We start from the raw sequence: 12,872 nt of genomic DNA, 5'->3' as shown, positions 1-12,872 counted from the left end.
GGAACATCGGCCTCCGGAGCTCCCGCAGGACGCACGAGGCCGCACGTACGCTGGCCGCGGGCCGAGGCCGAAGGAGGCGCTGGTGCGGACGGATCCGATGGCGGGACGGCGGCCCGTGGGCCTCTTCGTGGGGCTGTGCACCCTGGACGTCGTCCAGCTGGTGGACCATGTGCCGGGGCCGGACGAGAAACTGACGGCCCGTGACCAGGTGGTGGCGGCGGGCGGTCCGGCCACGGGCGCGGCGGTGGCCTTCGGCCGGCTGGGCGGCCGGCCCCGGCTGCTCACGGGCCTCGGCTCCCATCCGCTGGCGCTCGGCGTCCGGGCGGACCTGGACGCGCTCGGCGTGCGCGTCACGGACCTCGCGGCCGACCGCGTGCAGCCGCCCGCGGTGTCCTCGGTCCTGGTCACCGAGGCGACCGGAGAGCGCGCGGTCGCCTCGACCAACGCGACCGGGCACCGGCTGCGGGCCCCGGCCGGCCTGGCGGAGCTGGTGGCGTCGTGCGACATCGCCGAGTTCGACGGCCACCACATGGACCTGGCCGTCGAGGTCGCGCACGCCGCCCGCGCGGCCGGCCGGCCCACCCTGCTCGACGGGGGCAGCTGGAAGGACGGCACGGAGCGGCTGCTGGCCTCGACCGACGTCGCCGTGTGCTCGGCGGACTTCCACCCGCCCGGTACCGCCTCGCCCGTCGAGACCCTGGAGTTCCTCCGGGACCACGGGGTGACCTGGGCGGCGGTCACCGGCGGCGCGGCGCCGATCGTGTGGGCGGGCCCCGGCGGCGGTGGCCTGGTCGGTGTTCCGGAGACCCGCGTGGTGGACACGCTGGGCGCGGGGGACGTCCTGCACGGTGCCCTCGCCCACCAGCTGAGCGGTCCCGGCCCCCTCGACGGGCCGGCCTTCGCTGAAGCCCTGGCCCGGGCCGCGGCGGTGGCCTCCCGCGCGTGCGCCTCGTTCGGTACGCGCGCGTGGCTGACCGCGGACTGACCGGCGCCCGCCGGTGAACGCGCACCCCTTCACCTTCCTCATCGGTCCCACGGGCCGCTCGCGCATCCGCTGGCGGCGCGACGCGGACTACCTGGTCGTCCGCGGGTCCGGAGCGGACCCGGACACCGGCACGGCCATCCACTTCGCCCCGGACGAAAACCAACAAGATCACCTGTCTCCGGTCGTTGCCGGACACCGTCGCCGACCTGGCTGGGGCCGTGGTCACCGGCGACGCCATGCACACCCGGCGAGAGCATGCCGACTACCTCCCAGGAACCGGGCAGACCGGTAGCGCCGCGAGGCCCCGAACCAGGCGGGTCTTTCGCCAGGTGAGCTGTCCTACCGGCACCGCGAGCTGCATGTCGGGGAACCGGCTGAGCAGCTTCTGGAGCGCGATCTCCGCCTCGGCCTTGGCCAAGGGGGCTCCGACGCACCGGTGGATCCCGTGTCCGAAGCTCAGGTGACCAGCAGCGTTCCGGTCGAGATCGAGGTCGGACGGTTCCGCCCAGCGTGCCGGGTCGCGGTTGGCGGCACCGATGGCGACCAATACCGGGTTGTCCGCCGGGATCTCGACGCCGCCGAGCACAACGGCCTCGGTGGTGAACCGAAACGTCGCCATGCTGACGGGCGAGTCGTACCGGAGTAGTTCGTCGAGCGACGAAGCGATCTCGGCGGGGTGTCGAAGGAGCCGCTGGAATTCCGACGGGTGCTGAAGCAGTGCCAAGACCGCAAGCCCGAGGAAGTTGGTCGTCGTCTCGTGGCCGGCGACCAGCAGCAGCACCCCCAGGGACAGCAACTCCCCCTCGGAGAGCCGTTCGTCCCCGTCGCGGGCCGAGATGAGGCGGTCGAGCAGGGCCTGCCCCGGCCGAGAGCGCTTCTCAGCGATCAACCCCTTCATGTAGTCCGCCAAGGAGTGGGAGGCTGCGTCGATGACGGCGGGTGCCCCGGAGGCGAACAGCTCGCCAGACCACTGCCGGACCTGTGCGCGGTCCGGCTCGGGGACACCGAGCAGCTCGCAGATCACGATGACGGGGAGCGGCACCGCCAACGTCGCGACGAGGTCGACGGGGCCTTCGGCCGGCCACCTGTCCAGCAGTGCGTCGGCGGTCCTGGCGATGAATGGCCGAAGTTCCTCCACTGCCCGAGTGGTGAACGAATTCATCACCAGCCTGCGCAGCCGGGTGTGGTCCGGCGGATCGGTGGCCAGCATGTTGTGCGCGACGGCAGGATGGAGACGCCGCCGCGCCTCCTTGCCCGCGAAGAACCCCGCGGTGTCCTTCGAGAGCCGCGAGTCCGCGAGGGCTTCCCGAGCCTCCTCGAACCCGGTGACGAGGTAGCTGCCACGCCCGCCGGAGCCGGCCGGAACCTGCTGCACCGGGCACTGAGCGCGCAGTGCGGCGTAGGTCGGGTAGGGGTCACGCAGGAAGGCCGGGTTTGCAGTCGGGTCGCTCATGCCATCAGGATCCGGCGCGGCTCGCGCCCCCGCGGCCTACTTGTCCACATGCACGGCCCCGGCAAGCGCGGCGAGGCGCGGTCGAGTTCGTCGGGGAGCGGCTGTCCTCCGGCGTTGTAGACGAGGGCGATCCGGTCGATGTTGTTGCCGACACGGGAGATGACGGTGCGCAGAGCGGCCAACTCGTCGACGGCGGCGTCGAGCCGTTCGTTGGACCACCCGGCAGCCCGTCTTGCGCGACAAGCCCCGCCTCGACACCCGCTGACGCTCCCTCACCACGCTGTCTCACCCCCGGCCAGGGCAAGGGGGGCGATGGTGGTCAGGGACGGCGACCACCGTGTCTCCGAGCCCCAGCCCGTGGGCGGCCGGGCTCTCCTCGTTGAACCGGACCGCGACAGCCGTCCACTCCGCACGTCGAGACGTTCTGAGGACCGCAAGGTCGGTTCTGGAGCCGTCCGTGGCCACCCTGGTGAAGGGGCGTTCGGTGGGGGACACCCCGGGGACTTTTCGGGGGATTTTCAAGCCTGTCCCAGGGACCTTCCCGGGACTCTCCGCCGCGCAAGCAGGGAAGGTCCTGCCAGGGCCGAAAGAAACGAACGCACTGGTCAGGTCCCATTCCTCTAGCACTCGATGATGTTCACCGCGAGCCCCCCGCGGGCCGTCTCCTTGTACTTGACGTACCTGTGGACGGCTGTTGATCATGTGGTTGACCTGCAGTTTTGGCATGCCGAGGCTTGCCTTGAATCACGTCGGGGACTTTTTGGGGACTTCTTGTCGAGAGCTGATTACAACGTATCCCATGCTGCGTGAGACGCCTGCGGGGTTGGGCCGTTGATGCCTCGGGCAGCATGCGATGGCTTCGGCGAGCCCCGCACTCGTCATGCGTAGGTCTCGGGTTCGAATCCCGAAAGCGGCTCCATCATGACCGAGTGCTCATCTCGGCGCCTGAGAGCTCGTCAGCCCTGGGAGCGGGGACCGACACTGTGCTGTTGAGGATGACCTCCAGGGTCTGGCGGACCTCGCGGCCGGGGCCGACCGCGAGCCCCTCCCTCAGTTGGCGGACGAGACGCGCGTACACCGTGTGGGCGTCGTGGGTGCGGCCCTCGTCGTGTAGCGCCGACATCAGAAGGGCGACTCCGCGTTCACGGAGCGGATGCTCCTCGACGTGCCGCAGCAGGTGCGGGATCACTCCGCTGCTGTGACCGGTCGCGATCGAAAGGGCGAAGTATTCCTCGGCCGCGATCGCCCGCTGCTCCTCCAGCGCCGCCGCATGCGAGGCGAAGCTCGGCACGTCGAGCCCGTCGTACACGCCACCGCGCCACAACGCCAGCGCACGTTCGTACAGGCCGCGGCTCGACTCCGGCCGGCCGAGCGCCTTCGCCGACTCCGCCTCGGCGCAGAGCCGGGAGAACACGACGTGGTCGATCCGTTCGGCCTCAATGCCGAACACGTAACCGTCGCGAACCCGATCGAGACGCACATCTCTGGCGCACGAGGACGCGATCGCGCGCCGAATGCAGCCGAGACAGTTCATCACCTGCTCACGTGCGGTCCGCGGGGGGCCGTCGTCCCACATCGCGTCGATGAGCGTATTCGTGGAAATGAACGTGTTCGGTCGCGTCAGCAGAGCGGAAAGGATGACCCACTCTCGCCTGCGATTCACGCCGATACTGGACCGGAGGGGCTCGGCGTAGGGCTGCCCGAGAATCCCGAAATCGGGCATCGGCCATCCTTTCGACAGGGAGCGGAGCCGAAAGGCGCGCCGAATGCCGATAAAGTCACAACGGCCGCGCCTTTGGAATTATATGCGACACGGGATTCTTTTTTGCGCCCGAGCGTGACTCTTTGGCACTCTTTGGGACTCTCTTGACGCTCGCCACCGGGCGATGGCCCGACGATGGGGTGGCGATGGGGTGAGCTGCCATCTTCGTGTGCATCGGCTCACCGGCAGGGAGAAGGACCGCCCTATGGACCAGATGGTTCTCAAAGCGCAGCAATGGGTCAATGCAACATACACGGGCGTAAGCGGGTATAACCCGTGCACCGAGAACGGAATGACGGGCTGGGAGACGATCTACTGCCTCACGCGGGCGCTCCAGCACGAGCTCGGCATCACCACGCTGTCCGACAACTTCGGGCCAACGACGTGGGCGGACCTGAACGCCTACGGCCCGGTCGGGCGGGACTCCGACAATATCAACATGCGGACCATCGCAGAGGCGGCCCTCTACTGCAAGGGCTACAGCGGCGGCGACATCGACGGTGGCTTCAACGTGGACACCGGCGCCGGCCTGACCGCGCTTGTGGCGGACATGGGCCTGCCGGGCCCGCAGCAGCCGGACTCCCAGATCTACAACGTGGAACCGAAGGTCTTCAAGGCGCTGCTGACCATGGACGCGTATGTGCTCACGTCCGGTGGCTCCAGCATGATCCAGACATGCCAACGGTGGCTCAACGACGCGTACTACGGGAAGGGCCAGTTCTTCATCGGGCCGTGCGACGGTCACTTCTCCCGGAATGTGCAACAGGCCCTGGTCCTGGCCATCCAGTATCAGATGGGCCTGACGGACAGCCAGGTGACGGGCTCCATCGGCCCGACCACCGAGGGGGCACTCAAAACGACCGCGTACGTGTCCAACGGCTCGCAGGACTCGGGGGACGCCGGATGGGTCCGGTTGTTCCAGTGTGCCGTCGCGTTCAACAACTACGACAACCACTGGGGGGACGGCGGCGGGACGTTCACCTCCGATCTGGCCTTCACGGTGACGCGCTTCCAGCAGTTCTGTTCGCTCGACGCCACCGGCGCCGCGGATTACGAGACCTGGATGTCACTGTTGGTCTCGACCGGAGACCCAGACCGCAAGGGCACCGCCTTCGACTGCATGTATCCGCTGAACGCGACGACGATCCAGACGGTGAAGGACAACGGGTACTCCACCGTCGGCCGCTATCTCATAGGCGGCACGAACAAGGTTCTGACCAACTCCGAGATCGCGCTCATTTTCGACAACGGCCTCTCCCTCTTCCCGATTTATCAGGACGAGGGAAACGCGCTCAGCGACTTCAGTAACCCGCAAGGTGTGGCAGCCGGGAATGACGCTGCCGAAGCAGCTATCTCCTTCGGCATCCCGTACGGCACCGTCATCTATTTCTCGGTCGATTTCGATGCGACCGATGATGACATCACCAGCGCGATCATTCCGCACTTCCAAGGAGTCCGTGACGGAATAAGCGCGATGGGCAGCCAGTACGCGATCGGGGTGTACGGATGCCGCAACACCTGCATCCGCCTCGCGGCCGAGGGGCTCACGACCCGGAGCTTCGTCAGCGGTATGTCGACCGGCTACAGCGGCAATCTTGGTTACCCCCTCCCGGACAACTGGGCCTTCGACCAGATCAAGGACTTCACGCTGGCTTCCGGCACCAGCGGCGCGGTGGAGATCGACAACGACATCGCCTCCGGCAGGGATCCGGGCATCAACAGCGTCACCCGGCCGCGTGATCCCAACGACGCCTTCTACACCTATCTGATCTGGCTGGAAGCCAGAGCCGGCCAGTGGATCGACCAAGGGCACACCGAGCGGTCCGCACCCGAACTGGTCGCCCAGTACCTCCGGGCGCGCGACGGGCTCTACAAGTTCACGGGTTCCGACACGGTCTTCGGTTCGCTCGACCAGGATTTCATCGACTTCGTGAACACCTATCCCGACGAACCGTTCGCAGCCCCGTTGCGCGACCCCGACCTGCTGTGGGACTCCGACATCGATCACTTCGGCGCGTCTTTCGGCGCCGTGCTCACCACCGGTCTCCCGGGCGACCTCACCACGGCCAACCTGGCGGACTTCGGCAGTTGGGGCGGCGATCTCGTCAGTGTGCTGGGACAGTTCCACCAGAGTGGGCTGTCCGACGACCAGGCGTACGACTTCGCCTCGCAGAAGATCGCCGGCAAGGGCGACGACACGAACTTCTCGCTCGGCGACTTCCTCGCTGACATCGACGCATGGGTCCTGGGCAACGTCACCCGGCAGGGCTCCACTCAAGCTCTGTCGACGGGTATCAAAGCGAACTACGCTTCTCCGGCCACGTCTTCCGCACGGCGCCAGGCGTTCTACGCGCTCCGGTTCGGCGGTTCGACCGACACCCTGGCCTCGGCTCTCGTGAACGCCATGATCGGCGGTGACTCCGCGGCGGAAATGGTCGGCATTCGAGCCGCCTTCTGGCTCGAGAACTTCGGATCGGCGAGTTGCCCGTCCCCTGAGTTCATGTCCAGCAACTCGGTGACCGGTGTGGGCCAGGCGTTCCGTGACGCCATCATCCAGTACTGCTCCTGACGAAGCGAGGACTTGACATGGACAACTCGAAGCTCACCCGTCGGCAGGTGCTGGTCCTCGGAGGTCTCACCCTGGGCGTGGGCGCCGTCACCGTCACCGGCCTGAGCGGCCCGGCATGGGCCGACTCCGCCGCCGATGTGGTGCTGGTTCCGGTCGGCGCGAGCCCGGTGGCGGTCCTGCCGGGTGTCGGCGTCCAGCCGGCCGCGTTCCCGAGACAGCTGGCCGTGCAGGTAAAGCATGCGGGCGCGGACCTCCCGGCCGGAACCGAGGTGTCTGTCACCTACGATCCCCGGCTGTACTCCCCCCTGCCCGCGGCGGTGGCCACGGTCGGCGACCGCCTGCTGCGCACCACGAGCGGCATCACCACCAACCCCAAGACGGCGCTCGCGACCTGCACGGTGACCGTGGCCGAACCGGTCGCCGCGGGCAGTGATCCGGTGGTCGTCGTGGGCACCGCATACCCGGTGCTCTATCCGCGCGACCTGGTCGTCGGGCCCGCGGACGCGACCGCCGCCGTGGGCCGAAAGAACGTGAAGCCGAGCGGCCGACTCAGCCTGCGGCCCCGTCGGCCGGGCACGTTCGGCGGTGTCGCCATGCCCTGGGGACTGGAGGTCAGCGGTGTGTGGAGCCGTTACGAATGGGCGAACGGCACGCGTTGGTACTACTTTCCCGCCCAGATCACCTTGCAGAGCGTCGGACCGGGCCCGGTCCCCGCGGTCGCGGCCTTCTCCATCGCACTGGATCCCCAGGTCGTGCGAGACGTCAGCGTCACTACCACCCGGCTCAATCACAAGACACACGACGCGGGCGTACGGCTCCTGTCGCAGACACGGACCGCGTCGCTGCTCGAGACCCATTGGAGCACGAGGATAAAACTCAAGTCCGGTGACCGGCTCGACCTCGGCCTGGAGGTCAGGACTCGGAAGCCCACGGGTGATCTGCCGACGATCAAACACCCCTCGGTAGGATTGATCGATATGGGCAACCACGTCACCCAACGACAGACTGGCCAGACCTTGATGTCGCGTACCGATGCGGTGTGGGAATGATCAGTGGTTATGCCTGGATCCTGCCTGCAGTGATCGCCGTCGGCTGGATCCTGTCGTGGTGGGGAGCGCGGTGGATCCGGTGGAGCCTGCTGGCCACCGGCCTCGTCGTGTCCGTGCTCGTCTTCGTCACGGGGTTCCACGTGTCGTCGCCGGCACTCAGTCCGGACAGCGACTGCACCCGCGAACAGGTGCAGTGCATGGACGGGCGCCCGATCCCCTGGCTGGAGGCCGGGCTGTTCGGCTTCGCATGCTGCGTGCTGTTGCTGATCGTCACGACCGTGGCCGAAATCGTCATCCGACTCGAACACCGGTCCTCGGTGGAATCACCACACTGACCTCCTTGCGCTCCAGCGGGAAATCAGCACTTCCCGCTGGAGCACCCGGAGATCAACTGCTGGCGGGTGCCAAGGCTCCCTGGCCATCGGAAGGGAAGCTGCGGGCGCAGGCCGACCGCCTCGAGCAGGTCGCCGCCGACTGGGCCGAGAAAGCCCAGGTGACGGCGTGACCGAGCAGCAGCAACCAACGGCCGGGGCCAAGCCCCCGGACCGTGCGGCCACCGGCCTCTGGACATCGAGCCCTTGAGAGACTGGGTGCGCTGACGTGAGTGGCGCGGACTCTGGAAGACGAGCCGGCTCTTGGTGTGGGGTGTACAAGCTGATAGCAACCACCTGCGGGGTGCTTGTCGGGAAGTCTCAGTCCCCTCTCCGGGCCAGCCGGATGTCTCGCTCCCCAGCACGCAGCGTATGGCGTTCCCCATGGCGGGTCAGTATGGGCCGGGCTGCGGCGGGCGGTGGCCTGGAGTCTGGCCCTCCGGCACTCACGCGATCGCCGATGTCGAGGCCGGCATGCTCCCTGTAGGAGTCACTGGTCTCCATTGCGGTCTCAGTACCGTTCAGCGGTCGGCGATGCCTGGTGGCACGACCCACTCGGTGGGCTGGCCGGTGAGGGAAGCGATCATGTCGAAGTCGCCGTCGTAGTGGAGTACAGTCAGCCGGTTCAGCTCCGCTGTGGCGGCGATGAGAAGGTCGGGGAGTGACAGTGCCCGGTGGAAGCCTGCGTTGAGAGCGCGGCGCTGGACCTCCAAGGCGCGAGTGAAAGCATGGTCGTCACTGTGCAGGTAGTCGAAGGCGCGCAGCCAGGTACTGATTCGCGTTGCCTCGGCGGTGTCCCGGGCCGAGTGGATCATCTCGAATTCGGTGGGTTGGCAGACTGAGAGCAGGTAGCGCTCGTGGAGGGGCTTGAGTACCTCTCTGACACCGGGTTTTGTCCAGCGCGCCAGAGCGGACTTGTCGATCAGGTAGCGGTCCTGCATCAGGCGGCTCGGTCACCTTCGCGCTTAAGGGTTCCGTCGGCGTTCCGAGGGCCGGTGCTCTCGATGATCTCGCTGAAGTCGAAGTCGCCGGCGTCCATGGCGTCGAAGCCCTCCTGTCGCAGGTGCCGTTTGACGGCGTCCTCCATGGCGAGGCGTACGGCCTGGGCTTTTGTCTTGGTACCGAAGATGCGCATGGCCTCGGCGACCATGGTCTCGTCGAGGTCGATTACTGTCCTCGCCATACTGGCCTCCTCGCGTCATCAGAACCGCCAAATGATATCAGATTTGCATGAGAAGCGATATCGTATGGCGAGCCCTGGCGGGGTCCGTCATGTGGGTCGTGGAACCTGGTCGGCCTCGTCCTCCTCGCGGATGGGGGCCGTCTTGAGTGTCGTGGGATCGAATGCGACGCCGTCGTCGATCTGCGATGGGCGTGACCCTGCGGATGATCTCGGTTTCTGTGCCCGGGGACGAGTGGCCGAGGATGTCGATGTCGCGGGTCATTCGACGTGCGCCGAACTGGGCGAGCAGCAGGCCGCCCTTGAGGACGAGGTGCTCCCGGCCCAGGGGCGATGAGGCCGGGCGCTAGAGGAACCGTTCGAGGACGTACTCCACCTGACCTCGTCCGTGGGCCGGCTGTTGCGGTTGGCCAGGTTGCGCAGGTCGTTGTAGACGCGGCCTGCGATGAGCTGGAGTTCGTCGACCCCGCCGGGTCCCCTTCGGCGCAGGTAGCGGACGAATGGGGTGGAGCGGCCGGTCAGCCGCTGTTCCAGACGTGAGTTTGCCGCAGCGTCGATGTATCGAATGAGACCCCTCAGGCGGACTCAGGGGTTCGATTTGATGCGTCCAGTGGCGGGTGGGCGGCGCATCCGGTAGTGATCACGTGCCGCGAAACTGCAGGTCAAGAGCAACTTGCAGAGCAACTTCCATGGGGACTTTCCGGGGACTTTCAAGCCTGTCCCAGGGACTTCCCGGGGACGTTCCGCCGCGTGAGCAGGGAAGGCCCCGACAGCGCCGAAAGAAACGAACGCACTGGTCAGGTCCCATTCCCCTAGCACTCGATGATGTTCACCGCCAGCCCGCCCCGGGCCGTCTCCTTGTACTTGACGCTCATGTCGGCGCCCGTGTCCTTCATGGTCTTGATGACCTTGTCGAGGGACACCTTGTGGGAGCCGTCGCCGCGCATGGCCATGCGGGCCGCCGTGACCGCCTTGACCGCGGCCATGCCGTTGCGTTCGATGCAGGGGATCTGGACCAGGCCGCCGACCGGGTCGCAGGTGAGGCCGAGGTTGTGCTCCATGCCGATCTCGGCCGCGTTCTCGACCTGCTCGGGGGAGCCGCCGAGGACCTCGGCGAGCGCACCGGCCGCCATCGAGCAGGCCGAGCCGACCTCGCCCTGACAGCCGACCTCGGCGCCGGAGATGGACGCGTTCTCCTTGAAGAGCATGCCGATCGCGCCGGCGGCGAGGAGGAAGCGGACCACCCCGTCCTCGTCGGCGCCCGGGACGAAGTTGATGTAGTAGTGCAGGACCGCCGGGATGATGCCCGCCGCGCCGTTCGTGGGGGCGGTGACCACCCGGCCGCCGGCCGCGTTCTCCTCGTTCACGGCCATCGCGTAGAGCGTGATCCACTCCATCGCGTGCGCCAGCGGGTCGCCCTCGGCGCGCAGCTGGCGGGCGGTCACGGCGGCCCGGCGCTTCACCCGGAGCCCGCCCGGCAGGATGCCCTCCCGGGACATGCCGCGGGAGACGCACGCCTGCATCACCCGCCAGATGTCCAGCAGGCCCGCGCGGATCTCGTCCTCGGTGCGCCAGGCCCGCTCGTTCTCCAGCATCAGCGCGGAGATCGACAGACCTGTGTCCTTCGTCAGGCGCAGCAGCTCGTCGCCGGTGCGGAAGGGATACTTCAGGACCGTGTCGTCCAGCACGATGCGGTCCGCGCCGACCGCGTCCTCGTCGACGACGAACCCGCCGCCGACCGAGTAGTACGTCTTGGAGAGGAGTTCGGCCCCGGACGCGTCGTACGCCCAGAGGGTCATGCCGTTGGCGTGGTAGGGGAGCGCCTTGCGGCGGTGGAGCTTGAGGTCGTCGTCGAAGGAGAACGGGATCTCGTGCTCGCCGAGAAGGGACAGGCGCTTCGTGGCCTTGACCGTCTCGATGCGGTCGTCGGCGGTCTCCACGTCCACCGTGCGCGGCGAGGCGCCCTCCAGACCGAGCAGCACCGCCTTGGGGGTGCCGTGGCCGTGGCCGGTCGCGCCGAGGGAGCCGTACAGCTCGGCGCGTATGGAGGCGACGGAGGACAGCAGGTCCTCGTTGCGCAGGCGGCGGGCGAATATCCGGGCCGCGCGCATCGGGCCGACGGTGTGGGAGCTCGACGGGCCGATGCCGATCGAGAACAGGTCGAAGACCGAGATGGCCACGGGAACTCCTCCAAAGAGGGTGGGGGCACACGTCGTCGGGTGCCCCCACCAGGGAACTACTTGTTCAGACCGGGGTAAAGCGGGTGCTTCGCCGTCAGCGCCTCGACCCGGGCCCTGAGGGCCGCCGCGTCGTAGGCCGGCTTCAGCGTCTCGGCGATCACGTCCGCGACCTCGGCGAAGTCCTCGGCCGTGAAGCCGCGGGTGGCCAGCGCCGGGGTGCCGATCCGCAGACCCGAGGTGACCATCGGAGGCCGCGGGTCGTTCGGGACGGCGTTGCGGTTGACCGTGATGCCGACCTCGTGGAGACGGTCCTCGGCCTGCTGCCCGTCCAGCTCGGACTCGCGCAGGTCGACGAGGATCAGGTGGACGTCCGTGCCGCCGGACAGGACGTTCACGCCGGCCTCGCGGGCGTCGGCGGCGGTGAGCCGCTCCGCCAGGATGCGGGCCCCCTCCACCGTACGACGCTGGCGCTCCTTGAAGTCCTCGCTCGCCGCGACCTTGAAGGAGACCGCCTTCGCCGCGATCACGTGCTCCAGGGGACCGCCCTGGAAGCCCGGGAAGACGGACGAGTTCAGCTTCTTCGCGAAGTCCTTGCGGGCCAGGATGATGCCGCCGCGCGGGCCGCCGAGCGTCTTGTGGGTGGTGGAGGTGACCACGTCCGCGTAGGGGACCGGGTTCGGGTGCAGGCCCGCCGCGACCAGGCCGGCGAAGTGGGCCATGTCGACCCACAGGTACGCCTCGACCTCGTCCGCGATCCGGCGGAACTCCGCGAAGTCCAGCTGCCGCGGGTACGCCGACCAGCCCGCGATGATCACCTTCGGGCGGTGCTCCTTGGCGAGCCGCTCCACCTCGGCCATGTCGACCAGGCCGGCGTCGTCGACGTGGTAGGCCACCACGTTGAACTGCTTGCCGGAGAAGTTCAGCCGCATGCCGTGGGTCAGGTGGCCGCCGTGGGCGAGGTCCAAGCCCAGGATGGTGTCGCCGGGCTGGGCCAGCGCGAACAGGGCCGCCTGGTTGGCGGAGGCACCGGAGTGCGGCTGCACGTTGGCGTACTCGGCGCCGAACAGCTCCTTCACCCGGTCGATGGCGATCTGCTCGGTGACGTCGACGTGCTCGCAGCCGCCGTAGTAGCGGCGGCCCGGGTAGCCCTCGGCGTACTTGTTGGTGAGGACCGAGCCCTGCGCCTCCATGACCGCGAGCGGAGCGAAGTTCTCCGAGGCGATCATCTCCAGGGTGGACTGCTGGCGAGCCAGCTCCGCGTCGACCGCGGCGGCCACCTCGGGGTCGAGCTCGTGCAGGGGCGTGTTCAGAAGCGACAACTCA

Annotated in this window: 12 protein-coding genes and 1 tRNA gene; 5 read left to right on the top strand and 8 right to left on the bottom strand. The window is 68.0% G+C overall.

What is annotated here, in order from left to right; all coding sequences use genetic code 11:
- Positions 1-97 precede the first annotated feature (97 nt).
- Positions 98-985: a PfkB family carbohydrate kinase gene (locus BLW82_RS13195; RefSeq protein ID WP_093508022.1), complete on the top strand. Its 888-nt coding sequence runs from the start codon at positions 98-100 to the stop codon at positions 983-985.
- Between the two features lie 262 nt (positions 986-1,247).
- On the opposite strand, the gene BLW82_RS13190 is transcribed toward BLW82_RS13195, so the two are convergent.
- Complete coding sequence (locus BLW82_RS13190; protein ID WP_093498971.1) at positions 1,248-2,438, bottom strand: cytochrome P450 family protein; 1,191 nt, start codon at positions 2,436-2,438, stop codon at positions 1,248-1,250.
- Positions 2,435-2,620 carry a hypothetical protein gene (locus tag BLW82_RS13185; protein ID WP_093498970.1) on the bottom strand — a complete coding sequence of 62 codons (186 nt, stop codon included), beginning with the start codon at positions 2,618-2,620 and terminating at the stop codon, positions 2,435-2,437. Before BLW82_RS13185 ends, BLW82_RS13190 begins: the two co-directional genes overlap by 4 nt.
- A gap of 654 nt (positions 2,621-3,274) precedes the next feature.
- On the opposite strand from BLW82_RS13185, the gene BLW82_RS13180 reads away from it, so the two are divergent.
- Positions 3,275-3,357 (top strand) — tRNA-Thr (locus tag BLW82_RS13180).
- On the opposite strand, the gene BLW82_RS13175 is transcribed toward BLW82_RS13180, so the two are convergent.
- The gene (locus BLW82_RS13175) at positions 3,358-4,161 is read right to left on the bottom strand and encodes an AfsR/SARP family transcriptional regulator (protein ID WP_093498969.1); all 804 of its coding nucleotides are present in this window, start codon (positions 4,159-4,161) and stop codon (positions 3,358-3,360) included.
- Positions 4,162-4,405: 244 nt separating this feature from the next.
- On the opposite strand from BLW82_RS13175, the gene BLW82_RS13170 reads away from it, so the two are divergent.
- The 3 genes from BLW82_RS13170 to BLW82_RS13160 are packed head-to-tail and all read left to right on the top strand — an operon-like array spanning position 4,406 to position 8,153.
- A complete protein-coding gene (locus BLW82_RS13170; protein WP_177232929.1) occupies positions 4,406-6,769 on the top strand; it encodes a glycoside hydrolase domain-containing protein in 2,364 nt (787 codons plus the stop codon).
- A gap of 17 nt (positions 6,770-6,786) precedes the next feature.
- Positions 6,787-7,818: a hypothetical protein gene (locus tag BLW82_RS13165; protein WP_093498967.1), complete on the top strand. Its 1,032-nt coding sequence runs from the start codon at positions 6,787-6,789 to the stop codon at positions 7,816-7,818.
- A gap of 29 nt (positions 7,819-7,847) precedes the next feature.
- Positions 7,848-8,153: a hypothetical protein gene (locus tag BLW82_RS13160; RefSeq protein WP_093498966.1), complete on the top strand. Its 306-nt coding sequence runs from the start codon at positions 7,848-7,850 to the stop codon at positions 8,151-8,153.
- Between the two features lie 557 nt (positions 8,154-8,710).
- Here the strand turns inward: BLW82_RS13160 and BLW82_RS13155 are convergent.
- From BLW82_RS13155 to glyA, 5 genes are all read right to left on the bottom strand, one after another.
- Complete coding sequence (locus BLW82_RS13155) at positions 8,711-9,130, bottom strand: PIN domain nuclease (RefSeq protein ID WP_093498965.1); 420 nt, start codon at positions 9,128-9,130, stop codon at positions 8,711-8,713.
- Positions 9,130-9,372 (bottom strand): type II toxin-antitoxin system VapB family antitoxin, encoded by a 243-nt coding sequence (locus tag BLW82_RS13150; protein WP_093498964.1) that lies wholly within the window; start codon positions 9,370-9,372, stop codon positions 9,130-9,132. Before BLW82_RS13150 ends, BLW82_RS13155 begins: the two co-directional genes overlap by 1 nt.
- Positions 9,373-9,409: 37 nt before the next feature.
- A complete protein-coding gene (locus BLW82_RS46275) occupies positions 9,410-9,661 on the bottom strand; it encodes a hypothetical protein (protein WP_371131491.1) in 252 nt (83 codons plus the stop codon).
- A 520-nt stretch (positions 9,662-10,181) separates the two neighbouring features.
- Positions 10,182-11,549 (bottom strand): L-serine ammonia-lyase, encoded by a 1,368-nt coding sequence (locus BLW82_RS13140; RefSeq protein WP_093498962.1) that lies wholly within the window; start codon positions 11,547-11,549, stop codon positions 10,182-10,184.
- A gap of 56 nt (positions 11,550-11,605) precedes the next feature.
- Positions 11,606-12,868 (bottom strand): serine hydroxymethyltransferase, encoded by a 1,263-nt coding sequence (gene glyA, locus BLW82_RS13135; RefSeq protein WP_093498961.1) that lies wholly within the window; start codon positions 12,866-12,868, stop codon positions 11,606-11,608.
- Positions 12,869-12,872 lie beyond the last annotated feature (4 nt).

It is taken from the genome of Streptomyces sp. Ag109_O5-10 (assembly GCF_900105755.1).
GTDB lineage: Bacteria > Actinomycetota > Actinomycetes > Streptomycetales > Streptomycetaceae > Streptomyces.
The sequence above is the reverse complement of the archived record's forward strand: the minus strand, read 5'-3'. Positions and strand labels throughout refer to the sequence as shown.

Excerpts from the sequence above, each read along its gene's own strand:
- BLW82_RS13195 (WP_093508022.1), top strand. The coding sequence starts at position 98 with ATGGCGGGACGGCGGCCCGTGGGCCTCTTCGTGGGGCTGTGCACCCTG.
- BLW82_RS13190 (WP_093498971.1), bottom strand. The coding sequence starts at position 2,438 with ATGAGCGACCCGACTGCAAACCCGGCCTTCCTGCGTGACCCCTACCCG.
- BLW82_RS13175 (WP_093498969.1), bottom strand. The coding sequence starts at position 4,161 with ATGCCCGATTTCGGGATTCTCGGGCAGCCCTACGCCGAGCCCCTCCGG.
- BLW82_RS13170 (WP_177232929.1), top strand. The coding sequence starts at position 4,406 with ATGGACCAGATGGTTCTCAAAGCGCAGCAATGGGTCAATGCAACATAC.
- BLW82_RS13165 (WP_093498967.1), top strand. The coding sequence starts at position 6,787 with ATGGACAACTCGAAGCTCACCCGTCGGCAGGTGCTGGTCCTCGGAGGT.
- BLW82_RS13155 (WP_093498965.1), bottom strand. The coding sequence starts at position 9,130 with ATGCAGGACCGCTACCTGATCGACAAGTCCGCTCTGGCGCGCTGGACA.
- BLW82_RS13150 (WP_093498964.1), bottom strand. The coding sequence starts at position 9,372 with ATGGCGAGGACAGTAATCGACCTCGACGAGACCATGGTCGCCGAGGCC.